Source organism: Chitinophaga solisilvae, from assembly GCF_009928525.1.
GTDB lineage: Bacteria > Bacteroidota > Bacteroidia > Chitinophagales > Chitinophagaceae > Chitinophaga > Chitinophaga solisilvae.
The window spans coordinates 189,267-214,846 of the sequence record NZ_JAABOK010000004.1 but is presented as its reverse complement, the minus strand read 5'-3'; the positions used below and the strand labels follow the sequence as shown (position 1 = coordinate 214,846).

Annotated in this window: 18 protein-coding genes; 10 read left to right on the top strand and 8 right to left on the bottom strand. The window is 48.2% G+C overall.

The window, feature by feature from the left end; genetic code table 11:
• Positions 1–12 precede the first annotated feature (12 nt).
• Positions 13–1,137, top strand: coding sequence for a glycosyltransferase family 2 protein (locus tag GWG06_RS09620; protein ID WP_160712857.1), 1,125 nt, complete (start codon positions 13–15; stop codon positions 1,135–1,137).
• Here GWG06_RS09620 and GWG06_RS09615 read toward each other — a convergent pair.
• The 3 genes from GWG06_RS09615 to GWG06_RS09605 form a co-directional block, all read right to left on the bottom strand.
• Positions 1,093–1,887 (bottom strand): glycosyltransferase family 2 protein, encoded by a 795-nt coding sequence (locus tag GWG06_RS09615; RefSeq protein WP_202182983.1) that lies wholly within the window; start codon positions 1,885–1,887, stop codon positions 1,093–1,095. The two genes, GWG06_RS09620 and GWG06_RS09615, sit on opposite strands and share 45 nt — an antisense overlap.
• 518 nt (positions 1,888–2,405) lie before the next feature.
• Positions 2,406–3,848, bottom strand: a complete 1,443-nt coding sequence (locus tag GWG06_RS09610; protein WP_160712855.1) for a DNA/RNA non-specific endonuclease — start codon at positions 3,846–3,848, stop codon at positions 2,406–2,408.
• Between the two features lie 234 nt (positions 3,849–4,082).
• On the bottom strand, positions 4,083–4,493 hold the full coding sequence (locus tag GWG06_RS09605) for a hypothetical protein (RefSeq protein ID WP_160712853.1): 411 nt from the start codon (positions 4,491–4,493) through the stop codon (positions 4,083–4,085).
• A 179-nt stretch (positions 4,494–4,672) separates the two neighbouring features.
• Here GWG06_RS09605 and GWG06_RS09600 point away from each other — a divergent pair, with 179 nt between their 5' ends.
• Positions 4,673–6,175 (top strand): succinate CoA transferase, encoded by a 1,503-nt coding sequence (locus tag GWG06_RS09600; RefSeq protein WP_160712851.1) that lies wholly within the window; start codon positions 4,673–4,675, stop codon positions 6,173–6,175.
• A 53-nt stretch (positions 6,176–6,228) separates the two neighbouring features.
• Here the strand turns inward: GWG06_RS09600 and GWG06_RS09595 are convergent, their stop codons facing one another.
• The 3 genes from GWG06_RS09595 to GWG06_RS09585 all read right to left on the bottom strand — a co-directional run bounded on the left by GWG06_RS09595 (position 6,229) and on the right by GWG06_RS09585 (position 11,746).
• Complete coding sequence (locus GWG06_RS09595; RefSeq protein ID WP_160712849.1) at positions 6,229–9,846, bottom strand: T9SS type B sorting domain-containing protein; 3,618 nt, start codon at positions 9,844–9,846, stop codon at positions 6,229–6,231.
• A gap of 65 nt (positions 9,847–9,911) precedes the next feature.
• Complete coding sequence (locus GWG06_RS09590) at positions 9,912–10,910, bottom strand: S41 family peptidase (protein ID WP_160712847.1); 999 nt, start codon at positions 10,908–10,910, stop codon at positions 9,912–9,914.
• Between the two features lie 65 nt (positions 10,911–10,975).
• Positions 10,976–11,746: a helix-turn-helix domain-containing protein gene (locus GWG06_RS09585; protein WP_160712845.1), complete on the bottom strand. Its 771-nt coding sequence runs from the start codon at positions 11,744–11,746 to the stop codon at positions 10,976–10,978.
• Positions 11,747–11,843: 97 nt separating this feature from the next.
• Here GWG06_RS09585 and GWG06_RS09580 point away from each other — a divergent pair, with 97 nt between their 5' ends.
• Positions 11,844–13,085: a multidrug effflux MFS transporter gene (locus tag GWG06_RS09580; RefSeq protein WP_127041982.1), complete on the top strand. Its 1,242-nt coding sequence runs from the start codon at positions 11,844–11,846 to the stop codon at positions 13,083–13,085.
• Here the strand turns inward: GWG06_RS09580 and GWG06_RS09575 are convergent.
• Positions 13,082–13,828 (bottom strand): ThuA domain-containing protein, encoded by a 747-nt coding sequence (locus GWG06_RS09575; protein ID WP_160712843.1) that lies wholly within the window; start codon positions 13,826–13,828, stop codon positions 13,082–13,084. The two genes, GWG06_RS09580 and GWG06_RS09575, sit on opposite strands and share 4 nt — an antisense overlap.
• A gap of 15 nt (positions 13,829–13,843) precedes the next feature.
• The gene (locus GWG06_RS09570; RefSeq protein ID WP_160712841.1) at positions 13,844–15,658 is read right to left on the bottom strand and encodes a glycoside hydrolase family 9 protein; all 1,815 of its coding nucleotides are present in this window, start codon (positions 15,656–15,658) and stop codon (positions 13,844–13,846) included.
• A gap of 80 nt (positions 15,659–15,738) precedes the next feature.
• On the opposite strand from GWG06_RS09570, the gene GWG06_RS09565 reads away from it, so the two are divergent.
• From GWG06_RS09565 to GWG06_RS09535, 7 genes are all read left to right on the top strand, one after another.
• Positions 15,739–16,809: a serine hydrolase domain-containing protein gene (locus GWG06_RS09565; protein ID WP_160712839.1), complete on the top strand. Its 1,071-nt coding sequence runs from the start codon at positions 15,739–15,741 to the stop codon at positions 16,807–16,809.
• Positions 16,796–17,137, top strand: coding sequence for a TfoX/Sxy family protein (locus GWG06_RS09560; RefSeq protein ID WP_160712837.1), 342 nt, complete (start codon positions 16,796–16,798; stop codon positions 17,135–17,137). Before GWG06_RS09565 ends, GWG06_RS09560 begins: the two co-directional genes overlap by 14 nt.
• A 98-nt stretch (positions 17,138–17,235) precedes the next feature.
• On the top strand, positions 17,236–18,471 hold the full coding sequence (locus GWG06_RS09555) for a cation:proton antiporter (protein WP_127041992.1): 1,236 nt from the start codon (positions 17,236–17,238) through the stop codon (positions 18,469–18,471).
• Between the two features lie 182 nt (positions 18,472–18,653).
• On the top strand, positions 18,654–19,670 hold the full coding sequence (locus tag GWG06_RS09550) for a helix-turn-helix transcriptional regulator (protein WP_160712835.1): 1,017 nt from the start codon (positions 18,654–18,656) through the stop codon (positions 19,668–19,670).
• A gap of 94 nt (positions 19,671–19,764) precedes the next feature.
• A complete protein-coding gene (locus GWG06_RS09545; protein WP_160712833.1) occupies positions 19,765–22,497 on the top strand; it encodes an outer membrane beta-barrel protein in 2,733 nt (910 codons plus the stop codon).
• 21 nt (positions 22,498–22,518) lie between these two features.
• The gene (locus GWG06_RS09540; protein ID WP_160712831.1) at positions 22,519–23,250 is read left to right on the top strand and encodes a GLPGLI family protein; all 732 of its coding nucleotides are present in this window, start codon (positions 22,519–22,521) and stop codon (positions 23,248–23,250) included.
• Positions 23,251–23,548: 298 nt separating this feature from the next.
• On the top strand, positions 23,549–25,570 hold the full coding sequence (locus GWG06_RS09535) for a hypothetical protein (protein WP_160712829.1): 2,022 nt from the start codon (positions 23,549–23,551) through the stop codon (positions 25,568–25,570).
• Positions 25,571–25,580 lie beyond the last annotated feature (10 nt).

Genomic DNA, 25,580 nt, shown 5'->3' with positions numbered 1-25,580 from the left:
ATATTTGCTGCAATGGTAAATAAGCAAGCAATAGATGTGGTAGTGCCCTCTTTCCGGCTGAATGAGGCGCTACTCCTGAATATTATCCAACTGAACAAGCCGGCTTCCTTTGAGGTAAACACCTATATTGTAGCCGACAACCCGGCTGCCGTAATTCCTGAAAAATTAAAAGCGCTTCACCGGGAAGGCCGTATTCATCTGCTGATCAACGAAGTGAACCTGGGATTTTCCGGTACCCGTAACAAGGGTATCAGGGCGGGGCATGGCAAATGGATATTGCTGCTGGATGATGATATTGTGCCGCAACCTGATCTCCTGGAGGCTTATGCGGCTGCCATCAGCGGAGATGAAAATGCGTTGGGATATGCCGGCGTTACCTTTTTCCCGGAGCCGGTAAATGCCGCCACCAGGGCGCTGGAGCTGAATGGCTCCGTAGGGCATTTTAAAATGGCTTTACATAAACCGGAGATCATCTGGGCGCCCACCACCAACATGATGATTAACCGGGAGAAGCTGCTGGATGGCCTGTTTGACACCAATCTGAAAGCGGGTGGTGAAGATGTGGACTTTTTTGTGCGGCACTGGCTGCATTTCAGGGAAACCTACAAATCTGTACCCGATGCCCGGGTAACGCATCCCTGGCATGATAACGGCGCGATGCAGACCAACCGGATGTTCCGTTATGGCATCGCTGCCAGCCAGCTTTCCCACAAGGAGCCTGAAAAAAACTATACCTACCGTGACTTTACCAATACGCTTGAAACCTTGCTGCTGCTGCTGATAGCAGCGCCGCTGGCCTGGTTTACCGGGCACATGGCCCTATGGCTTTGCTTGCTGGTTATTGTACCGCTGGCGGAGTTCCTGACGAACTGGTTCAGGGCTGTCAGTACCGGGCGTACCTATTCGCCGGCGGTAGCCTTTCATCTGATGTGGGTGAAAAATTGCTGGGAGGCCGGTTATCTGTATGACGTGCTGTTTGCCGGCCGGTTGAATGGATTTGCGAAAAGAATTGATATGGGTTTTGTAAAACAACATCCCAGTCCGTTCAGAACGAACCGCTGGAAAATTGTTAAACTGATTATTCTGCTGGTCTTAGTGGTGATAGCCGTTTGTGCAGTAGGTAATTCCTCTCTTTAAAGTATCCAGGTATACGCGGTAGTTTACATTCTCGTGTACCCTGTCGTTGAAAGGATGGTGCAGGTGATAGCAGACGGCCTTCATCTTCACCTTTTTCTGGCTCAGGCCGGAATTGATAAACCGGGCGGCCAGTTCAATATCTTCATGTCCCCAGCCTTTCAGTTCGTTATTATAGCCGTTTACTTTCAGAAAATCTTCTTTCCAGAAAGCACAGTTACAACCGATCAGGTTACGGGAGCGTTTGCTTTTCTTAATCAGCAGCGGGGCCAGCAGCGGTATACGCAGGGCGTTGAAACGGTTTCTTACGCCTTTGCCGAAAGCAGTCACATTATGGAATTCGCCGGCACGCAGAAAACGCCGGGTTATATCTTCCGGCAGCAGCACACGGCTACCACGGATATAAAATCCTTTCTCCGCTTCGCTTACATGATCTTTTACAAAATCTTCATGTAAAACAATGTCCCCGTCAATCTGGATAATATAATCGGAAGAAGTGCCGGTAATAGCCTGATTGATGATGATCGTCTTGCGGAATCCTTCATCAGGATGCCAGAAGTGCTTTACAGGGATGGTAGTATTCCGTTTGAAGGAATCAATAACAAATCTGGTAGTGTCTCCGGAACCATCATCGGCAATGATGATCTCGTCGGGCAATCTGCTTTGCCGCAATACACTCTCCAGGACAAGTTTTAACGCTTCAGGCCAGTTATATGTAGTTACTAATAAGGCCACGGACATGCTATCACCCATACTATCTGAAACTTAAATTATTATAATTAGTAATTGTGCCGGAAAACTATGCTGGTACGACCATTCAAATCATCTGAGTATAACGCCACACGCTCTTTTTTTATTTCAATATCCCTGCTGAAGGCCTGAACAGGCTGCTTCTGCTGATGCCCGGATATTTCAAGCGTGAATTGTAGGTTCATATATCTTTCCTGGTCAGTTAACCACAAAGTTAGCTTGCTTATGTATGTTAACGCATAAAGGTCTTCATATGTTACACATACTATCAATACAAAAAGGTCAAATTTCCAATAAAGTTACTTTCATCAGGCTATGACAGTTCCAATCTGTAGTATGAATTGTAAAAACTACACTTATTTTTGAAAATGCAACAATCACCTGATAAATTCAAAAATATAGCAATTTTATGCAATTTATAATTAATTATTACAATGACATAATATTTTTTCCACCTGTATAGTTGGCTGTTGAAATAACTATTTTCCGCATTATAACAAGTTTTATGCTAATCTTGTTTTTTATCCCCCGTTATCAATTTTTTTCACCAGTTCGCGGCGTACTTCGTCGGGTACATTTCCCAGCAGCCGGTAACCGGTAGCCTTTTCTATTTCTTCCACAGAAGTCAGGTAGGCTGACCATTTTGTATTAACATCGTTATTATTGGGCGTATTTACTGCAATAATACGGGTATATTTTGACATGCGCCTGAGGTCATTATTTCCCTCGGGCAATACTACTATGACTTTCCAGATATGGCCAGGTACAGTAACATTATTACCTCCTATTTTCCGTGCAGCGCCTTTATTTCCGTTGCCACCGGTACCGTAGCTGCCCATGATGACGTAAACTTCATTACCGTTCTTTACCAGGGAGCGGGTATAGTTTTCAAGGCCGGCCCAGAGATGCTGGTTATGATTAGGCGCCTGGGGAATGATATTAGTCATCAGGAAAGTAGCTTCGTTGGCATTACGCGTAGCGGTACGGTCGCCGGAAGGACAGTTATGCCCGCGGTCAAATCCGCTTCCGTTATAGGCAGACTGTGTTACCTGGAACCAGGATTCCGGCAGATCGAAATCCGGGCGGAATTCAGTACTTCTTGACATATTGCCCAGGTCTGCGGCTGCAATATGCCAGCTCACCCAGTTGGGCGTACCCTTATCGCGGCTGTAGGATAACCTGTAGTAGCCTTTATCCATCAGGTAGTTGTTGGACATAGCCAGCGAGGCGGAGGCATTGCTGGGGTTGCCCAGCAACATATTATCATCATCTCCGGCCACTGCATCGCCTGCCGGCGCCGGTGGAGAAGGCTTTCCTCCTGGTGTTACCACGAATGCGTCAAAGTTGATTCTGCCACCGGCCTTATCTGTTTTCCTCAGCGAGAAACGCAGCGTTCCTCCGGTTGCAGCAGTAAAAGTGGCTGTACGCAGATGATGCCCGCTTACACTTACGGCCTTACCTACCTGCGTATAACGCTGTCCCCTGTTCACGGAAGCCCACAGCTCCCACTCTCCTTCTTCATCAGCGCCATACAATGCGTATTTCAGTGTAACCGTTACCGTGCCCTTTACGGCAATATCGAAATTCATGGTAGCAGTACCATTCCCTTTGATACGCAACGATTGCTTACCGGCCTTACGGTCCTGTTCCAGCGAGCCGGTCACGGCATCTTTCAACGTCCAGCTGCCACTGGCGAAATCAATATCTTCTGTATTGTAATTGGTTTTACTTCCCTGCTCAAAATCTTCCTGCAACAGGGGTTTAGCGGCGGCCGGCTGGTCCTGGCGCTGCTTCTTTTTCCGGTGGGTCGTTTTCTTCGGCGGCTCCTTCTCCCTGTCTACCGCAATTTTACGTGAACAGGTCGTGATCGCGAACGTGGCAATAATCAGTATAACTGCAACGACTAAACTATTATTCTTACTACTCTTCTTACGGCTTGAATTACTCTTACTCTTCTTTGGCATAACATAGGTAACAAAGGCCGCGAATATAATACAAATAAATAATTACGAATTACGAATTGCGAATTACGAATGAAGAAGCGAAGATTAAAGCGAAGAGCAGAGCGAATTAGAAATTCGCTCTGCTCTTCGCTCATCATTCGCAATTCGTAATTCGTAATTCGTAATTCGTAATTCGTAATTCGTAATTAATTCCAATTCCTGCCTGATCAAATTGGCTTCCTCATTCATCATGCTTTAAAAGAACAATTGCGACAACACATTCCCCGCATCATTTGTTTTGGGTTTCAGTCCCAGAAATTTGGTGTATTGTGCGGCGGTGAGCAGCAGTTTCAGTTTGGAAAAGAGGCCGCCCTGCAGGCCGGCGAATTTTGACGTATAGGCAGCAGGGTTAGCCTGCTGTAAGGGCAGGATGCCGGCTTTCTGTTTCAGAAATCCGGTTACCAGGTTCAGTACTTTAGGTTGCTGTGCATTGGTGAGTCCCAGCGCCGGCGTGAGCTTACCAAGGATAGAACCGGCTATGCCGTTACCTAACGGACGCTGTGTACCGGCAGCAGCCTTCTGCGCCTTGTCCAGTAAACTTTGTGCCTGTGTGGTGGTTACGGCAAAAAAACAAACACATAACAGGGAGAGAACAATTCTTTTCATGACACGGGAGATTAAATGTATTAATGTGGTTACTGTATCCTATTAAATATACTGAAATCCCTGTTTCCAATACCAACTTATCTTCTGGCCGGAACAAACAAAAGTTTGTCCCGCACTCACATTTGGGCCATCAGCAGCTGTAGTAATATTGTGCCTCCAACAGGACATACACCACGAGCATGTACGAAGAACGCATCAGAAGAACGGAACTCTCACAGAAAATTGCCAGCGCAGAAAACGCCGCGTTATTATTCAGGGATAATATGGTAGTGGCTTCCAGCGGCTTCACCAAAGCCGGTGACAGCAAGGCGGTATTAAAAGCACTGGCGGCACGTACGCCGGTTCCGCCCCGGAATATTACGCTGATTACCGGCGCATCGCTGGGACACAATACGGATGGCGCACTGGCGGCAGCGCAGGTACTGCACAAGCGTATGCCTTTCCAGGTGGATCCTGTGCTGCGGCAGCAGATCAATGCGGGTGAAGTACTGTTCACCGATCAACATCTGGGCGAAAGCGCGGAGTTGATTCACGAAAAGATCCTTCCGCGTATAGACATCGCAGTGATAGAAGCACTGATCATAGAAGAAGATGGCAGTATTGTTCCTACGACTTCTGTGGGTAACACGGCCACCTTTGCCGAAGCTGCCGATAAAATAATAGTAGAGATTAATATGTCCGTACCGCTGTCTGTATACGGCGTACATGATATATTCCGCACAGGCGTATGGCCTGACAGGCAGATTATCCCGATAACGGGAGCGGATACACGCATCGGGCGGAGATCTATCCCGGTAGACCCGGGGAAGATTGTGGCGGTGGTGCTGACTACGACGACGGACAGCCCGGCACAGATCAATGCGCCCGATGAAAAAACCTCCGCCATTGCGGGGCATTTACTGACATTCTTTTCCCACGAAATACAGAAAGGCAGGTTACAGCGGTCACTGCGCCCGTTGCAGTCAGGTATCGGGAAGGTGGCCAACGCAGTCATGGAAGGTTTCCTGGATGGCGATTTCCATCACCTCACGATGTATTCTGAAGTCATACAGGACAGTGCCTTTAACCTGATCGATGCCGGTAAACTGGATATTGCTTCCGCATCGTCCATTACCGTGTCACAGCCCTGCTACGAGCGGGTGTTCAACAACTTTGAACGGTATAAGCCGCATATTATCCTGCGGCCGCAGGATATCAGCAATGCTGCTGAAGTGATACGGCGCCTGGGCGTTATCAGCATCAATACCGCTATTGAATGCGATATCTACGGCCATGTGAACTCCACACATATAGGCGGTACTGCCATGATGAACGGCATTGGCGGGTCCAATGACTTCGCGCGGAATGCGTATCTGAGCATTTTCGTTACGCAGTCATCTTCCAAAGCCAACAGCATTTCTCATATAGTGCCGATGGCATCACATGTTGATAATACTGAACATGATGTAGATATTATAGTCACAGAAACCGGTCTGGCAGACCTGCGGGGGCTTGCACCCCGCGAACGGGCCAGGCTTATCATATCCAACTGCGCGCACGCCAGCTACAAAGACGAACTGAACAACTATTTTACCGAAGCCTGCAGATCAGGAGGACACACACCACATCTGCTGCAGGAGGCACTTAGCTGGCATGCACGCTTTCAACAAAACGGAACCATGCTTAAAACTGTTCATGAATAGTGTGTGAGGGATGATTAAAGCGGCCGGTTCTTCACTGGGAACCGGCCTTCTTTTTATCTTATCAGCAGTACGGTTCCTTTAATGACCTTCACCGTACCATCCAGCATTTCTACTGTAGCGAAGTACACGTAATTCCCCAACGGCGACGGTAATCCTTTCACGGTTCCATCCCATCCGTAGGCACGGTCATTGGCCGGCGTATTGATACCTTCAAATATTTTATTCCCTGTGCGGTTGAAGATGGTGAAGTTTTTCACCTGCCTGATATCCCAGCTGCCGATTACGTAGAAGTAATCGTTCTGCCCGTCGCCGTTGGGCGTAAAGGCGTTTGGCATAGTAAGACCCGCATTCACAAATGTTTTGATACGTACCATTGCTGTATCGGTACAGTAGTATTCATTGGCGGCCGTCACCAGGTACTGCACCGAGGAAGTGACGGCAGCTACCGGATTAGGGCAGCTGGTGCAGGATAATCCCGATTGCGGCTCCCAGCGCAGAGAAGCGGGCTTCCCTCCTTTCACTGCAGCAGTTAAACGCACCGGCGAAGGCCGGGGCAGGGCAATTTCCTGTGGTGTGGCGGTGACTTCAAAAGACGTATAATCCACCGTACTACTGTTATTGCTGTAGTTGGTTTCATTGAACACTTTTCCATCCCGATCATTAATCATGGCAACAATACTATTACTCCCCGCCATATTCAGCACATGGGTAAACGTCAGGCAATCTCCCATCCGCGGCCTGGGGGTAAAAAAGCGCGGCTGCAGCAAGGAGACGCCGGCCTGCCCCGGAATGCCGTCATAAAAAGATACCGGAATACGGGAGAAGATACTGTCGTAGCCATTGGACATACATATCCTGAATTTCAGCAGTACGTGAGCGTTATCGTAACAGGCTGATTCCAGCAGCTCAATAGTAAGATCCGGCGGGAAGATGCGCACATACTCCTGCTTTTTTAATACGCAGCCGTAGCGGTTGGTGAGTTGTACACCGATGAAACTGCTGTCAAGCATAGCCGCTTTCGGCGAAGGGCAGGTACTGCAGGAAAGCGTGTAGGCGGCATCGTTATCCCACTGCGTTTTTTCCGGAATGTAATTGCTCACGCTGTAATACAGCGGGAATACAGCTTTGCGGAATACGGTGGTATCTTTCGGAAAAACGGATAATACCGGAGGCGTATAGTTCCAGGTATGCAGATTATTGGTATAGTCTTTTTCGTTGAGGCCCGTTTCCGGTTTATGTTTCTGCTGCTCCTTGTTCACCACGGCGAATACCTTTCCGCCGGCCGGGTTGCGGATATTAAGTCCGTAGTTACCACAGGCGGCCGCGGTAAAGGCCGGTGTCAGGAAGCGCCTGCCCAGCTGCACAGCGGCGGGATCTGCCGGAGTGCGGTCATAAAAATCTACCTGCAGTGCAGGCGGGATATTTCCCGGCGTATAGGCGTTGCAGATAGTAAAGTCAATATGCAGGCTGTCGCCGGCAGCGCAGGCTACCTGTTTCATTTCTACAGAATAATCATCTGCCACCGGTATATGTATGGTAGCGAGCGTATCTGCATAGCAGGCGTACGGTGAGTAGGCGCGTACTTTCACGGTAGTCACCGTGTCTTTACGGTAAGGCGCTGTAAAAACAGGACTGATACAGTCCGTACAACTCAGGTAGGGCGAGGCTTCCCAGGCAGCTTTATCGATAGCGCCACCGCGGGACACCGGCTTCAGCGTCAGCTGCTGCTGGGGCGTCAGGGTAAAATCGCCGGGAGCAAGGGATACATGGAATTTAAAGCCTCGTTTGATGCTGATGTTGTTGCCATAATTACTTTCTGTTACGGCTGTATTGGGAAGCGCCAGCGGCATGGTGGCGCCGTTATCATTGAACACGGTGACGAGCGTATCGATACCGGCGCGGCCGGCATCAACAATGGTATGATACAGTACAGTCACACATTTACCGGGAAGGTCTGCTGGCAGCAGGAAAGGAGCGCCGAGCAGCTTTCCTTTCCCGATGCGGGGATCATCATCGTAAAAAGATACGGGCGTATGCTTAGGGATGGTATGATAGCCCCTGTTTTCAAAGTACAGCGATACGCGGAGTTTATTCTGGTCATAGCATTCCACTTTGGATACGTAAACGATACCATCTGCGGTAGGATCATCCACGATGATCTGTACGGGATTGGTGTAGCTTTCGCAGGTACCATCGGTAGCGTATAGACGGACTTTATAGATGCCTGGCTGCTGAAAGGTATAGTCCAGCTGCTCACTGGTGCTGACAACCTGTTCCGTCATGCCCTGGTTGTTGCTGATCAGCCATTTCCAGGCGGTGGCGTTGCGGGAGCGGTTGGTAAACACCACGTGGTCCAGCTCAATACCCGCTTTGGAGGCAATCTTTCTTTTGTCGGGATAGAACCGGGCTACTACGCCGCAGGTGACGGGGACAGCATCATTGGCACTGGCCTGGCACCCGCTCACGTTGTCGGTTACACGCAATCGGATATCGTAATTTTTCTGTGCGGTCACCGTAAGTGTCAGCGTCGGGAGCGTAGACATCACAGCGCCGTCTACCAGCCACTGATAAGTATTTCCACCTGTTCCGGTGCTGGTGAAGGTGACCACATCGCCGACTACCGGATAAGGAATGCTGCGGGTGAAAGCAGCGGTAAGGGCAGACGGACAGGGATCATTACAGACGGTTGTGCCCAGCATTCCCGCGAGGGAGGTAGTAATAAAATGATGCATGCGGGTAGCCTGGCCATCGGTAAATCCTAAGATACAGCCCGTACCCTGGCCATAGTCCATAAAATTATCCGGCAGATCGGGCACATCTATGGTGAAGCCGGAGAGGGTATCGCTGCTGCAGGAGTTCTGTGGCGCATTGCAGGCATATCCGCCGGTGATGGTTCTTTCCGGAGGGGTATCGCAGACCATATCGCCATCCGTGAGGCAGTCATCATTTTTACAGTCGCGCGCCGCGAAGGTGTGGGCGAGGCTCAGGTAATGCCCCATTTCATGCGCCAGCACGCCTACGCCGAGGCCGGCTACCACAATATCGCCGCCTGCGCTGGCGTAGCCGCCCATGGTCAGCCTGCTCCATTTTCCGCAGTTAAAATCCTGCATATAATCAGACCGGATGTCGGATACGACCCAGATATTAATATAGCGGCTGCCATCCCATCTTCCCAGCGCCGTCACCTCTCCTCCTTCCATGTCCACGTCGAAGTCATTCAGGTAGGAATGAGATCTGACAATGCCTGTTGTTCTGCCGCCATCAGGCGCTGTCTTAGCGAGGCAGAAACGGATTTTCGTATCTGTTCTGCCGCCCGTAAAGGCGCCGGTGGCCGCATAGGCTTCGTTCAGCAGATTAATGGCTGCTGTCACCTGGGCATCTGTGTAGGCATTGGGATTTTCGTTGACGATATGCACCACTACCGGCAGGGTGACGACTGCCGGAGCGGTGGCCCCCGCGCCGGGAGCGGTGATATAATACCGTTGCAGGATGGCCTGGTTGATAGCCCGCTCGCGGGACAACCAGGAGGCATCTTTTTTCCATTGCTGCTGCATAATATCAACACCGCACGGGCGGATAGCTGGCATCCCCTCCTGGGCGACGGATATGAGTGGCATAAGTAATGACAGCAGCAGGGCTACTGTCAGGCTTTTCAGGATCGACGTGCTCATTTACTCGACAAGTATAAAGGAGCACAAATATATAATTATTATTTTTAATTGGTTAGTTAACAAAATTATTTGCCGCGCAGCCGCTGCAGCACGGTTGACAGCTCTTCACCCGGCGCAGTAACAATATCCGGCTGTACGCCGGTATGTTCCCAGGACCTGGCGGTACCCGGCAGCTGCGGGGCCTCTTCGGATATGGAAATATAGAGCGCATCATTGAGCGGGCGCAGCACATTATGGTTAGCGCCGCCGGCAGAAGGCTGTCCGGCTACAATCGCCCTATTATGCGCCTGCAGCACAAACGGGATGGCTTCAGCGGCAGATGCGGTTCCTTTATTAACCAGGATATACAGCGGCTGTTTATACGGTCCTTGTTTAAGCCAGCTCACAGTACTGTCGGTCGTTACTTTTCCGGTGCGGCTGTAAAAGTTGAGCAGCGGCATATGTGGCGGCAGGAAGTAGCTTTCGATGACAGCGCCGGTATCGCTGCCTCCGCCGCCGTTGTTGCGGAAATCCAGTACCAGCGCTTTTGTTCTGCCGACGAACTCCATAGCTGCGTACAGTACCGGCAGGCTGGCGCCGGAGATGCAAACCTGCGAAAGGCGGATGTAACCGATGTTTCCCGGCAGTACGCTGACTTCAGCAAAACCGTAGTTGATGGCTGCAGCCTCCTGGCCGTAGAAAAACTCATCTACGCCGGGCGGCAACGATTGCTGTTTCTTCATGCTTTCTTCCATGGCACGGATGTTACGCACTTTCTCAGGGCTGCAGCGGATGTACAGGTGCCCGTCGTGGCTGAAGCTGCGCAGTATCCGCGTAGCCACAGTGTCAAATCCCTGCCAGGCCGTAGCTTTATCGAATGCGCCGGCTTTGTATTTTTCCAGCAGGTGTGCAGCGATTTTTTCTCCCTGGTCAGCGAATACATAATGTTTCCTGATCAGCACAGCGGTTTCTTTCACGGCCGCTTCCACAGCGGATTTTGAAAAGGCGGGAGATTGTGCCTGTGAGGTAAAGGCAAGGGTGCAGCTGCCAATAGCTGCGAGCAGTATCCGGACATAGTTTCTCATAAAAATAAATTTATGATGCAAAAGTCTGCACCTGTTGTAAGAAGGAATAGTATAAAATTAGTGCGCTACAATTTTCTGTATTCTCCGGGAAGAAATCCTGTACAGGCTTTGAATGTCCGGATAAAATGGCTCTGATCGAAAAATCCGCACTGGTGGGCGATGGCAGTGAGCGACAGTTCCGGTTGCTGCATCAGGGAGATTGCTTTTTCTACTTTTATTTTACGGAGATAAGCTCCCAGCGAGCAATGGAAATAGACGGGGAAATAATGGGAGATCGTTACAGGATGTACACCGGTAGCGGTAGCCAGGGTATTCAGCGACGGAGTTTCATTCCATTGATCCTGCAGGTAGTCGCGGAGCAATGGCACCCATGCCGGCAGCGGACCATGGGCCGGGCGCGCCGGCGCGGCAAACAGGGACAGTACCAGCGATGCGATGGCCGTTTGGCTGAAAGGCGCTGCAGACAAAGATTCCCGAAAGATCTGCAGCAGGGTCGTCTTCACGAAAGGCGCATCACGCAGGGTGCTGAAGGTAAGTCCGTGTTGCATCAGGAACGACTCCTCTATTTCCAGGTTGATATTCCTGGAGGGATGCCGGGTATGGCGGTTGCGGTGTTTTTCTCCGCTCTGGTACAACATCACCGTTCCGGGCAGCACTTCCCTTTCTCCGCCGCTTCTGGCTTCCAGTGTACCTCCCTTTACGGCCAGTGACAGCAGGTGATTTTCATGGTAATGCCATCCCTCATACACCTTCTGTGTATAGGATGTTTCGCTGACGATTACGCCTCCTGCGTGAAAGCAGCTATGGGTATTCCCCAGGTATGTTGCTGTCTGCAAAGCCCGCATGTTAACAAAAATATGACATTTCCATTATCATGATTAGCCACAAATCATATTTAACTTTGCGTTTTTTATATTCCTAAAGCCAACAAGATTGAACAACGAATATTCGAGAACAAGGTATTTCTTTCTCATATTGATATTGGGTGCATTGACCGCGCTGGGGCCATTTTCCATTGATATGTACCTGCCTGGTTTCCGGGATATAGGTAAGGATTTTGGAGTAGACCCGTCGCGGGTGGGGCTGACGCTTTCCAGCTTTTTTATTGGCATATCTGCCGGGCAGCTGCTGTATGGCCCGTTGCTGGACCGTTTTGGCCGTAAAAAGCCTTTATATATGGGATTGACATTATATATCCTGGCATCCGCAGGTTGCGTATATGCATCTACGTTAGAAAGCCTGGTGGTCATGAGATTTATACAGGCCATTGGCAGCTGCGCTGCGGCAGTGGCTTCCGTAGCGATGGTACGCGATCTGTTCCCGGTTCATGAAAACGCGAAGGTGTTTTCCCTGCTGATGCTGGTGGTAGGTGCATCTCCTATGCTGGCGCCGGCCATCGGCGGGTATATGATAGATGAGTTTTCGTGGCCCAGTGTATTTGTTGTGTTAGGCAGCCTAGGTATCCTGATATTTCTTTCCTGCCTGCTGTGGCTGCCGGAGAGTTACAAACCGGATCCTACCATTTCGTTGAAGCCGAAGCCTATTATCAGCAGTTTTATATCGGTGGCTACCACGCCGCAGTTTTACACCTATGCCTTCACTGGTGCGGCAGCCTTTGCCGGACTGTTTGCCTATGTATCCGGTTCTCCTCAGGTGTTTATGGAGATATATCATCTGGATGCCAAAGTTTACGGCTGGATCTTCGCAGGGTTATCCGTTGGCTTCATCGGTTGCAGCCAGGTAAACAGCCTGCTGCTGAAACGCTACACCAGCCAGCAGATTGTGCCGGTAGCCCTCACCTTACAGGTGATAATAGCCGCGTTATTTGCGCTGACTGCATGGGCTGGCTGGCTTCCCTTAACGGGCACGCTCACCTTACTGTTCCTCTATCTTTGCTGCATGGGTTTCATCAACCCCAATACGGCGGCTTTGTCGCTCGCACCATTCCATAAAACTGCCGGTACGGCCTCTTCCCTGATGGGTGCGGCGCAACTGGGTATAGGCGCTATCGCATCGGTAGTCGTGAGTATGTACAATCCTACCTCCGCCTTTCCGATGGCAGTTACGATGTGCGGGTTTTCCGCGCTGGGCCTGTTGATATTACTGACGGGGAAAAGGCAGATCGGCGCTGAGCTGGCGGCGCCGGGCAGCACAGATGGCATAGCTATCCATTAATGATTGCCTGCGGCCCAGAAAAGTGCGTTGGAGAATAACTTCGTGTAGTCGTTATTGTTAAACAGTTCCGGTGCGTGTCCCATAAAGATATAAACGTTCCGGGCTTTGATACGGGGATTGGTCCAGATAACAGGATGGTCGCCCATTTTCTTTGAGCCGGGCGGTGAATAAGAATTTTCGTTGACGGCTGCCAGCACGTGTACGGTTGTCCGCGGGCTTTTATCGTAGGTATACCATTCTTCCTTCCGAATGATAAATTTTTCCGGCAGCCCCTGCATAACAGGGTGCTGCCGGTCTTCTACCCCAACTTCTCCATCGGCAAAGTCAGCGATATAATCTTTAAACCGGATTTCTCCCATGAACCGGTAAAACCATGTCCACAGCGGAAATCCATCAAATTCTCCCAGCAGGGAAGCATGATGAAAGCCTACCCAGCCTCCCCTGCCCTCTTCCAGATAACGGATAAAAGCCTTTTCAGCAGCTGGTTTCCAGCCATACGGCGGATAATCGAGCTGCAAGAACACCTGGAACTGATCCAGGTATTGCGCTGTGATGCTATCAGTATTACGTATATACGTTACCGTGAACTGGCTGTCGGCCGCCAGCCGGCTGAGGTATATCTGTGCCGCTTTCGTATAGGCGGTATGGTGCCCGCCGGCCTCTGCCAGCGCCAGCACCCTGAACCGCTGTGCCTTAGCGGAGATTGCAGACAGCAATGCTATTATCAATAACCGGTGGAACATATCTGCAGTTTTATTTTATTTCAAAGCAACGGCCAGGAGATACCAGGCGGTATGCGGCAGCCACTGTTCCGCCCAGCGCCAGTCGTAATCCTTACCCGTTACTGCATATGGAATATTGAAAGCGATATCTGATTCGTCGTCTACCCCGGAGGTAATACCATTGACAATACCACCTGGCGCATTGGTGTATTCAAACGTACCGAAGAAGCCATAGGCGGGGTTATTATGGCCTGTTCCCTGCAGCATACAGGCATCAAAGGGATTGAGTCCGAGTATCCAGTTGAGCTGGTCATCCGCAAATGTGCGGAGGCTGTCGCTGAACGGGGCTTCATACAGTGGGGCGGCCATACGGGCAGCGGCAGCAACTGCGCTCAGGCGGGCATTTTCGCCCTGCCACCAGGGAGCTGCTTCGCTGCCATGAGGGAAGAAAAATGCCGTATAGCGGCCGCCGGCCGTATCCTGCACCAGTTGCCGGCTGTAGCCGAACGGGTTATTTACTTCCTGCGTGACCGTTAGTTCATGCTGCAACGACTTTTTTACCGTCTGCAGGATCTGTGCTTTCAGCGGCGCATCCGCCAGCGGCAGGTAACTGAGCAGGCTCACCACTGGCAGGCCGGCATCTGACGGGTGGAAGAATGGTCTGTCCCTGTCATCTGCGCGCCAGTAGTTCCGGTATTGCTTCCACTGATGGAGGCGGGCCAGCAGCTTTGCAGCTCTTGTGGCGGCGGCGGCCCGGTACACCGGTTTGCCGGTAGCCCGCAGCAGTTCAGTGGCTGCTATGAGCGCACAATAATCATCTACAATATTTTCCTTTCCATCGTTCGTCATAGCGGCATTATTTTTCTCCAGAAAAGCAAATACTTCTTCTGCTGTTTTCAGGTATATCTCCTTACTGTAGTCACCTGCGGTATCAAAGGTGGCCGCCTTTGCCAGTGCTGCAATGGACAAGCCCGCACCGGAGCGGTAGCTGGACTGGTAGCTGCGTAAATCTTCCGATATAGTACCGTTATTGGAAAGCTGGTCTTTGCTTTTCTTAATGCTGTAGCCTTTATCCTCTGCCCTGATGGACCTGTCTGCCGCTCTCTTGCCTGGGCCCGGTGCAGATACAGAGCGATAGAAAGACGCACCGGGAGCGTGCAGCCGTACCAGATAGTCCATACCATACATGGCTTCATCCAGCAGGCGGCGGCAGAACTGGCGGTAGTCATTCCCCGGACGTTTACGCAGGAGATCATATGCGGAGATAAGGCTGTAGGCAGTCAGCGATATCTGCTGGGGGTTAAAATAGGTAGAGAAAGACAAGTGTGAAAGATGCTTGCCATAATCGCCGGTAGCATCGTACCAGCCACCGTGCGCGTCGATAGCGTTGCCGCCTTTACCGGACAGCTGCAGGGCGTGGTCCGCCTTATCGATCAGGCCCGCACTGCGCTGCCCTTTGAAGTAGTAGATCACATCAGAGAGGGTTTGCCGTTCCAGCACATTGTCGCCTATCACAAACGGATAAGAAAGAACCGGTTGCGTCTGCCCTGAGGTAACCTGCAGCTGGTAGGTGCCGGGAGTAGTACAGGCAGAGAAATCGATTGTCCAGAAGCGGAAGTCTTTCCAGCCGGCGACGGGACCATTTGATACAGGCGTTCCCGTTAGCACGGTTTGTCCGGCACTGGTATTAACCAGCTGCCACTGCAGGGGATTGGCGGCGCCGGTAGCCACAATAACCGCCTTCTTGCGGCTTTCCTTTTCGTAGCCTACCTGGTTGGTGACTATTTTAACCGGTTGTGCTGCCAGCAACCGGGGGAACAATAACAACAGTATTATTAAACGGGGGTTCATAGTGATAGTATTTCCTACAATATACTCAACAAAAAATCAGGGTAAAAGCGAAGTTTTCAATTTCTTTGCAAAAAAAATCCGTGCGTCGTTTTCTCCCCGTCACCATACTTATCCTGTTATGTAAATTACCTGTAAAAGCGCAACAACAGCGTATTTTCGCGGACAGCATCCGTAAAGCGTACCAGATACCAGCATTGGGTTACGCCCTGGTATCAGCAGACAGTATTTACGATATACAGCTGCTGGGAGAAGCAAAACCACAGCACCGGTTCCGCATAGGCTCCAATACCAAAGCCATTACGTGTATGGTAGCAGCCCTGCTGGTGCAGGAAGGCAGGTTGCACTGGGATATGCGTTTCTTCGACCTTTTTCCTGAAATGAAAGCTGCTGCGCATCCGGCGTATCATACAGTCACCTTACAGCAGCTGCTGACCTTCCGGAATAAACTGGTGAAATATACCTATACTCATGCAGCACCGCGCGTATCGGAGATTACGGGCAGCGAAGCCATACAGCGGAGGAAATTTGCTGCCTGGCTGCTGCGGCAGCCGCCGGTTACAGATACTGCCGCCATTAACCTGTCCAACAGTGGTTATACGCTGGCAGGCATGATGCTGGAACGTGCAGGGGGGCAGGATTACATGGCACTGGTGAAAAAATTCGGCGCACAGCAGCACATTCACTTCGGCGCCGGCAATCCTAACGCGAAAGACTCTACGCAGTTGTCCGGCCATCATGAACTGGGCCTGCCGGAACCTGTACGTAACAATCCAAAACTTAACTGGCTGATGGCAGCAGGCAACATCAACGTAAGCCTGGAAGATTATGTGCGCTTCATACAACTGCAGCTGAAAGGACTGAAGGGGCAATCTTTGCTGCTGCCGCGCACTACATTTGAATACCTGCATTACGGGCTGCCCTTCTTTGCTTTCGGATGGTTTCATGAGCAGGATGAAAACGGCCATCACATCTCCCATAATACCGGCAATCCCGGCGGGTTTATCACCGATGTATACATTGACAGGGAAGCGGACCGCGCCTGTATTATTTTCACCAACATACAGCAGGAAAGGACCTATGAAGCCATCCGTATCCTGCGGGAAAAATGTATCTTTAGTTATCTCAAAAATGGTGGTTATGTCACACGATGAAAAACTTCTGGACCGCGTACGTGAAATAATGGCGGACACTCCGCATAAAATTGAAGAGAAGAAAATGTTTGGCGGCATCTGCTTTATGGTCAATGATAAAATGTGTGTCGGCGTACGGCCCGAGCGGCTGATGGTACGTCTGGATCCCGGCAACTCCGATGAGATAGCAGAACAGGATGGATGTGAACAGATGGTGATGGGTAAACGGGTAGCCAAAGGTTATTTTTTTATCAGTCCGCTGGTACTGAAAACGAAGAAGCAGCTGGATTACTGGATTAAAATGGCATTAGAATTTAATCCAAAAGCGCCGCTGGCGAAAAAAAAATAGGTTTTCCCCGCTGACCTGCCGCCGGTTTTACAAATGTTTTTCTATTTTAGCAGCTTCTGCATTACTGGCAGCATACTTAACTATTATACGGAGAGCTTATGAATACATTTACTATTATTACCGCTTTGGTTACCATCAGCGCACTGATTTCCTATATCAACAACCGCTTTATCAAACTGCCCGGAACCATTGGCGTAATAGTAGTATCGCTGCTTTTATCCGTACTGATTACGCTGACCGGTAAAATTTTCCCCGGCGCCTACGACTTTATCAAGGACCTGACCCGCAGCATTGACTTTACACAAACGCTGCTGGACATCATGTTAGGCTTCCTGCTTTTTGCCAGCGCCCTGCAGTTCGATTTCCAGAAGCTGAAAGAACAACGTATACCCGTGCTCGTATTAAGCACGGTGGGGGTAATCGGCTCTACCTTTATATTCGGATTTCTGCTGTACTGGACAGCAGGATGGTTTCACATTGATTTACCGCTGGTGTACTGCCTGCTTTTCGGTGCGCTTATCTCTCCTACTGATCCGGTGGCGGTATTGTCTGTACTAAAAAAATCGAAAGTACCATCTTCCCTGGAAACCATTATCGGCGGGGAATCCCTGCTGAACGACGGTACCGGTATCCTGTTATTTGTTATTCTGAAAGAAGTGGCCGGCCAGGCAGATGCGCATGTATCCTTCGCGCATACGGTGGCGTTGTTTTCGCAGGAAGTCTTCGGCGGGATACTGCTGGGTGTCATCTCCGGCATTGTCGCCTACCGGACCATGAAGCGGGTAGATGATTTCCAGATTATTGTGCTGGTATCCTTATCTATGGTGATGGTTATTTCCGTACTGGGCGCCATGTTACACGTATCTATCCCGCTGGCGGCAGTTTCCGCCGGGTTGATACTGGGTAATACTTCACTGGGTATAAAAAATCATCCGGATACCCAGCGGTATTTTCATAATGTCTGGAACCTGATAGATGAACTGCTGAATACCATTTTGTTTGTTATGATAGGGTTGCAGATAGTGGTGATGCCTTCCCTGAAAAACTACTGGCAGATAGGGCTGTTATCCACTTTATTTGTGCTGGCGGCGAGAGGGCTGAGTATTGCTATTCCCTCCATACTGCTGAAACGGTCGCTGAAGACCACTTACAAGGGTATTACCATCCTTGTGTGGGCGGGGCTTCGCGGTGGTATCTCCGTAGCGCTGGCTTTATCATTACCTGATTCTCCCTATAAGGAGCTGATTCTTTCTTCCAGCTATTTTGTGGTATTATTCTCCATTATTGTACAGGGGCTGACACTGAAAAGAGTAGTGAACGCCATGGTAAAATAAGCCACTGCAGCCAGTTTGCGGCAAATTCTGATATATTAGCAGCTGTATTTTACACTGCCGGCTATGCCTGCAGTCCGCCGAGCAACGGACTGCAAACGGCAGTAGCATTTGTTGACTGCCCAAAAGTATGAACGCCCTGCCGACCAACCAGCGCCTACATTTTTACCTTAATGCGAACAACCATGTCATTTCATTTTCTGAATGAAACAGTAAAGCTGACTGACTGTACAGCCGCCATCCCTCCGGATCTGTCGGCATATACGGTGCTGCACAGCGCTGCATATCATGCTGGTGGTGATTTCGGGCAGATGCTTTTCCAGGAGATAGCCGGGCGCGGTTTCAGTATCTGGTACAATCATTATCAGATCCTCAGGGATATCACCATTACAGATGAAACAGTATCTGCAGTGCTGAAGCTGCATTTCTCCCTGCAAAATGATGTGTGGTTCGGCATACAGCAGATGGAAAAAATAATCATGCGGGAGATGCAGTTCAACATCGCCTCCCTGCCCGCCGTACAGAGCAGCCTGCGATTGTCTGCCGGCCGCTCCTACACCACGTTTGACATACACTTCACCCCAGACTACCTGACCATATACGGGGAAGCATTTCCGCTACTGGCACGTTTCCTGGAGCAGACAGGCCGCGGTGTACCGGGAATGATAAGTCCGCTTAACGGCTATGCCACCCCTGAGATGCAGGGCATCATCACCGAAATACTGGCGTGCCGCTATACCGGCGAGCCACGGAACAACTACATCGGTGCAAAAACCGGAGAACTACTGCTGCTGGGAATGATACGGCTGGAAAAAGCCGCCGCCATGACCAACCTGATACCTTTGCGCGAAGACGACGTAGAAAAGATGCAGTTCGCACGGAAATGGCTGCACGAAAATATGACAACACCCTGTTCCCTGAAAGAGCTGGCGCATAAAGCCGGCACCAACGAGAATAAGCTGAAACGCGGCTTCAAGCAATTATTCGGCAGCACCGTCTTCGATTACCTGACAGATATCCGGATGGAGAAAGCCCTCAGCATGCTGTTTGAAACAGATCATTCCATACAGGAAATAGCCGTTGCCATCGGATTTAAAAGCAGCCCTAATTTCATTGCCGCCTTCCGTCAGAAATATCACTTTCCTCCCGGCACGCTGAAGCGCAGGAAAAATGCCGGCACCATGAAGCCGCTGGATCCCTGAAAATTCCTCTTCAGACATTTTTTACTCCCCGATTCGTAAGCGGAAAAATATTATAAAGATGATATTCAATATAATATAACCGCTGTAATCCCGTATGAAAAAGCATTGCCTGTTCCTTTACCTGTTATTGCTGACAGCAGGCATCAGCCGGGGGCAGCAGGCAGTCATCCGGGGGCAGGTAAAGGATACGCTCAACGCCACGCCGATGAACGGCGCAGTGGTAATGGTTCTGAGGCACAGCGACTCCATCCTGGTAAAGTTCACGCGCACCGGAGAAGACGGTACTTTTCATTTACCGAAGCTCCCTGCAGGGAAATTCCTGGTGATGGTCACCTTTCCGGACTACGTGGATTATACCGAAGTGCTGACATTACAGGACAGTACGCATATAAATATGGGCAACATCCCTCTCACTACCAGAACACGCATGTTGCAGGAAATCATCGTGAGGCAGCGCCTGTCGCCCGTGCGCATGAAGGGCGACACCCTGGAATTCCAGGCCGACAGCTTCCCGGTGCGTCCTAATGCCAGCGTGGAAGATCTTCTGAAAGAATTACCGGGCATACAGGTAGACAGAAACGGGAATGTCACCGCCCAGGGTAAGACTATTCAGAAGATCCTGGTAGACGGAGAAGAATTCTTCAGCGAAGATCCTTCCATCGCCACCAAAAACCTGCGGGCAGACATGATAGACAAAGTAAAAGTATTCGATAAGAAGAGCGACCAGGCCACGTTCACCGGCATCGACGACGGCGTGCGGATAAAGACCATCGACCTGCGGCTCAAAGAAGAGATGAAAAAGGGCGTATTCGGCAAAATAGAAGCCGGCAGCGACTTCCACAGGTATTACGACAACCGCGCCATGCTGAGCGCCTTTAAGGGCAAACGGAAACTGACCGTACTGGGCACCATGTCCAACAACGGCAACGGCGCGCTGAAAGCAGACGAAGCAGAAGACTTCCGCGATGGCGGCGGCATAGGCATGGAAGTAGACAACGGGCTGGGCGCCCCTGGCGGCGAAGTGAGCCCGGGCCCCGGAGGTATTCCCATCACGTGGAGCGGCGGCGCACACTATTCCAACAAGTGGCATGAAGACCGATTCCAGTTGAACAGCAACTATCTCTTCAACAAGACATCCATAAACCCCATCTCCACTACCCTCACGCAGCAAACCGTCGCCGACGGTGTATTCAGCACACAGCAACAGAGTGATGGCATCCTGCATACACAAAAGCACGTTTCAGGCAGCACCATAAAAATAGCCACCGACACCCTGTCTCAGCTGGAAATAAGACTCAACGGGCAGTTGAATAACAGTGATAGCCGTAACGACTTCTCCAACGCCACCACCAAAAATAGCGTGCTTACCAACGACGGAAGCCGTACTACCACGAATAAAGGTAGCTACCGCGCTTTCGCAGCAGACCTATTCTGGCGCAAACGCTTTGCCAGACAGGGACGCAGCCTTTTCCTCGAAAGCATCGTAAAAACCGGCTCCGATAAAGGAGACGGCCGCCTGTATGCCATCAATAACTTCTACAAGGCCACAGGAACTTTAGACAAAGCAGACACCACCGACCAGCAGAAAGTCAATGAAAACAACGGTACACTCATAGTGGGCAAACTGGCGTATACAGAGCCACTATGGAAAGATGTATATGCCACCATTAATTATGGCGTGGCAGTGAGCAAGCGGGAAGCACGCCGGAATACGTTTAATAATCCGGATGCACACCGGTATATAGTGGATAGCCTGAGTAGTAATTATGCGCTGACAACGGTGACGCATAGGGCGGGTGCGTATATCAATATTAATAAAGCAAAGGCGGACATCGTGATCGGAGGAGATATAGCCGAAGCAGGTTACAAGCAGAGAGATATGGTAAAGGATTCCACGTTTAACCTGAGGTTCCTGAACTTTTTCCCCAGGGTGGGTATGCAGTATAAGATTACGAATTTCAAGAGATTGGATTTTACGTATGCGGGGAGCACGCAGCAGCCATCTGTACAGCAGTTGCAGCCATTGAGGGATAATTATGATCCGTTGAATGTGTATGTGGGGAATGCTGCGCTGAGGCCGGCTTTTGTACATACTTTCAGTCTCAGGTATGATGGCAATCAGATTATTAAAAGGAAATCCCTGACAGCAGATTTATCCTACAGCTTTACGAAGAATGCTATAGTTAATCATGTTTTCATTGATTCAACCGGCAAAAGTATTAACCAACCTGTGAATTTAAATGGCAATAGTAGTTTTACAGGTGATGTTCAATTCATTACACTGCCTGTAGGAACCCATTGGGGAATTGGCTCTGGAATCAAAACAATGTTTTCCAAAAGTAATGCAGTCATCAATAATCAATTTAATTATACAAATATTCTCCTTCCATCTTTGAACTTTACGATTAATTATCTCAGGGAAAATATTGGATCTATTCTACTATCAACTAACATAGCGTATAATCATTCTACTTCCAGTATTAACCATACCTATGTAACTCAATACTGGATTCAGCAATATGCTATAAGTGCATACTTATTCCCCTTAAAAAACACGTTTATTTCAACTGAAACCACCTTATCAATCAGACAGAAAATTGACAATAGTGATATTAATCCTAAAGTAATTCTATGGAACATATTCATTGAAAGATCCTTCTTAGACAACAAGCTTAGTTTAAGATTATCCGTAAATGATGTTCTTAACCAAAATTTTGGAATCTCAAGAAGTATATCAGCAGGAACCTTTTCAGAAAACACATACAATATTCTCAGAAGAAACTGGATGTTCCGGCTAATATGGAACTTCAGCTCGCTGGGTAAATAATACCGGTACAATCATCATCTTATGAAATTCTTCATTTACTGCATTTTAACTATAGGATACTTAACAAGTAATGCTCAGCTGCTTATTACCAGTGGAAAAATTACTTTTGAGAAAAAAGTAAATCTGACCAGGATCGCCCAGGAAGAAGGGCGCTTCAATACAGGCAGCAGCCAACAATCAGCATTTTACACAAGAAACTATGAACTTTCTTTTATAGAAAACCGGTCATTATATAAACCAACAGCCCCAGCCACATCTGGTTCAATCAATGCCTGGTGGCAGGTAGCCGCTGAAAATATTGTATTAACAGATTTCACCAGCAATCTTATTACCATCCAAAAGCAAATCTTTGAACAAAGCTTTCTGATATCAGATAATATTCTCTCAACAGCATGGAAAGTAAGCACCGACAGTAGAGTAATCGCAGGTGTAACCTGCAGAAAGGCATCCTGTACTGTAATGGATTCCTTAGTAGTCATAGCCTTTTACACAGACAGAATACCCATAAGCGGGGGGCCGGAATCATTCGCAGGTCTCCCTGGTATGATCATGGGAATTGCTATACCTAAACTACACACAACATGGTATGCTACCAGTGTACAGAATTTGGGAAACCAAAAAGAAATCAACATCAATCTGGCTGAAAAGAACTCAAAAAAGATATCCAGGGATGATCTTTCTCTTCTGGTCAAACAACAGTTCAACAATTTCGGAGCATCTTCACGCAAATATCAATGGCAAATATTACTCTGATTATATCTCAAAGAATCCCTTTGAAGAATCTTTTTTATCCTTCCAAAAACCAGACAACGTCAAAAGTAATGCGATATTTATAAGAGCAATACTTCTAAACAGAATATACAACTCAGAATGGATGTATAGATGCTACTACGATTGATAGTTTAAAACATTTCAGAAGTAAGCCTGTGGTTCCATAAAACAAGTTATTTCTTCCACATTTACCCGGCCTGATTAATATCCATACATCCTATGTATTTCACTACTTATGGAACAGGTCTTTATTGAAAATAGCGCAAAACATTTATACAAGATGAAGAAACAGATTCTTGTCATTGGATTAAATTCTATCAGCATAAGTGCAGTTTACCAATTGTGTCTACAGGCCGATTTAACCCCCATTGTACTGAATACAAATGAGAGTATAACAACAACAGTTGATCAGAAAGTAATATATGAAAGTCTGCTATCTAAAATAAGTAGTATCGGAGGCATTGTTATTTCCTATCAGCAAATAATCCGGATTCAATATCTGAATACACAGGAAAATATAAGATCTGTTCTAATAATGGATCACTCAGGTGTTGCCTCTGAGATAAACGCTGACTACTTCCTGATATTATCAACGGCAAACCAACCGGAATTCAGCCTTTCGGATAAAGAGAGCAGCAGTCATACCGGAAGTAAAAACTTCTGGATGGTTGATTATTCTCTTGCAGAAAAGGAAATTAATCATTCGGATAATGTTATAAAAAAAATTGCATTGGAAATTCCACAAGATCCCAAGAAGACAGATATGCATATAATCTCTTCAGAACCAGGCATTCTGCTTAAAAGTTTAAAGCAATATATTCTTAGCTCATCACAAAACAGATGGCTTTTAATCACAGGAATAATCGGATCTATAATTCAACTTATTATTTTCAAGTCATTCTATCCATATCCAAATTTTATTCATGGTGATTCATTCTCCTATCTGGAAACAGCTATGTGGAATTTATCAGTCAATACATATCCCATTGGATACTCTGTATTTTTGAGATTATTCAACATCTTCTGGCATTATGACTCAGCATTAATTGCTTTTCAATATTTCTTTCTACAGGGAAACATTCAATGCTTATTATTTACGCTTTTTTATTTCTACAATCCACATAGTATAACAAAAATATTACTCTGGGGATTCATGGTGCTTAATCCGGTTTTATTATTCCTGGGTAATCTGGTATCTAGTGATGCATTATTCCTATCCCTGAGTCTGCTATGGTTCAATACACTTCTATGGATTATACATAAGCCAGGAATTAGGCTGGTAATCATTCACAGCATCATCATCTTTCTTGTTTTCACTATCAGGTATAATGCCTTATACTATCCATTAATAGCGGGGTTTGCGTTCCTTATTTCAAGGGAACAGATACGAATAAAAATAACAGGATTAGCTCTAGGCATTGTATTCATAGGTTGCTTCATTCATTACACCAGTCTAAAATACAAGGATCTTACCGGAGAATATCAATTCTCCCCCTTCACAGGTTGGCAATTAGCGAATAATGCACTATACGCTTATCGATACATCGATAGTTCAGATGTAAAACCGGTTCCAAAAAGATTCACCAACCTGGACAAGATGGTACGCACCTACTTTGACACCAGCCGTGATTTAAGTACACATCCTTCAGAGATGATGATGGCCAGCACCGTTTATATGTGGGACCCTTCATCTCCATTATTAATATACAAATCATCAGTACAAAAAAAAGATACAGCTAAAAAAAATCTCAAATCCTGGGCATCAATGGGTCCTCTCTATGGGGCTTACGGGGAATACCTGATCAGAGAATACCCTTTAACATTTGCAAAGTATTACTTATGGCCAAATGCAATCAAGTACTATGCACCGCCAGTTGAGTTTCTAAAGGAATACAACGGAGGCACTGATACTATTCCACCCATTGCAAAAGCATGGTTTCAATATAAAACAACTAAAGTTATAAGTAGAGTTAAAAATCCAACAAATGACATACTGGATTACTATCAGATTCTGGTAGGCATTTTTAATGTACTATTTCTTCTAAGTGTGTCAGGGTTTCTTTTATTACAAGGGCATAGGCAAACTCCTAGATTACTGCTTGGATTGGTGCTGATATCAGGTTTATGGCTGACAAACTTTCTATTCAGCGTCTTCGCATCACCAGTTGCATTACGTTTTCAATTATTTCCCATTATAGTACTTGAATCATTCACCTTTCTTTTTATGGGATATATCATCACGTCTGCTTTTGGCACGAACACACAATTGATAAAATCCAAAGCTGATATTTCATTTTCGTAAAATCAACATA

Coding starts and splice junctions, on each gene's coding strand:
- GWG06_RS09590 (WP_160712847.1), bottom strand. CDS start 10,910: ATGAGAAACTATGTCCGGATACTGCTCGCAGCTATTGGCAGCTGCACC.
- GWG06_RS09615 (WP_202182983.1), bottom strand. CDS start 1,887: ATGGGTGATAGCATGTCCGTGGCCTTATTAGTAACTACATATAACTGG.
- GWG06_RS09550 (WP_160712835.1), top strand. CDS start 18,654: ATGTCATTTCATTTTCTGAATGAAACAGTAAAGCTGACTGACTGTACA.
- GWG06_RS09535 (WP_160712829.1), top strand. CDS start 23,549: ATGAAGAAACAGATTCTTGTCATTGGATTAAATTCTATCAGCATAAGT.
- GWG06_RS09605 (WP_160712853.1), bottom strand. CDS start 4,493: ATGAAAAGAATTGTTCTCTCCCTGTTATGTGTTTGTTTTTTTGCCGTA.
- GWG06_RS09610 (WP_160712855.1), bottom strand. CDS start 3,848: ATGCCAAAGAAGAGTAAGAGTAATTCAAGCCGTAAGAAGAGTAGTAAG.
- GWG06_RS09540 (WP_160712831.1), top strand. CDS start 22,519: ATGAAATTCTTCATTTACTGCATTTTAACTATAGGATACTTAACAAGT.
- GWG06_RS09570 (WP_160712841.1), bottom strand. CDS start 15,658: ATGAACCCCCGTTTAATAATACTGTTGTTATTGTTCCCCCGGTTGCTG.
- GWG06_RS09620 (WP_160712857.1), top strand. CDS start 13: ATGGTAAATAAGCAAGCAATAGATGTGGTAGTGCCCTCTTTCCGGCTG.
- GWG06_RS09555 (WP_127041992.1), top strand. CDS start 17,236: ATGAATACATTTACTATTATTACCGCTTTGGTTACCATCAGCGCACTG.
- GWG06_RS09600 (WP_160712851.1), top strand. CDS start 4,673: ATGTACGAAGAACGCATCAGAAGAACGGAACTCTCACAGAAAATTGCC.
- GWG06_RS09595 (WP_160712849.1), bottom strand. CDS start 9,846: ATGAGCACGTCGATCCTGAAAAGCCTGACAGTAGCCCTGCTGCTGTCA.
- GWG06_RS09560 (WP_160712837.1), top strand. CDS start 16,796: ATGTCACACGATGAAAAACTTCTGGACCGCGTACGTGAAATAATGGCG.
- GWG06_RS09575 (WP_160712843.1), bottom strand. CDS start 13,828: ATGTTCCACCGGTTATTGATAATAGCATTGCTGTCTGCAATCTCCGCT.
- GWG06_RS09545 (WP_160712833.1), top strand. CDS start 19,765: ATGAAAAAGCATTGCCTGTTCCTTTACCTGTTATTGCTGACAGCAGGC.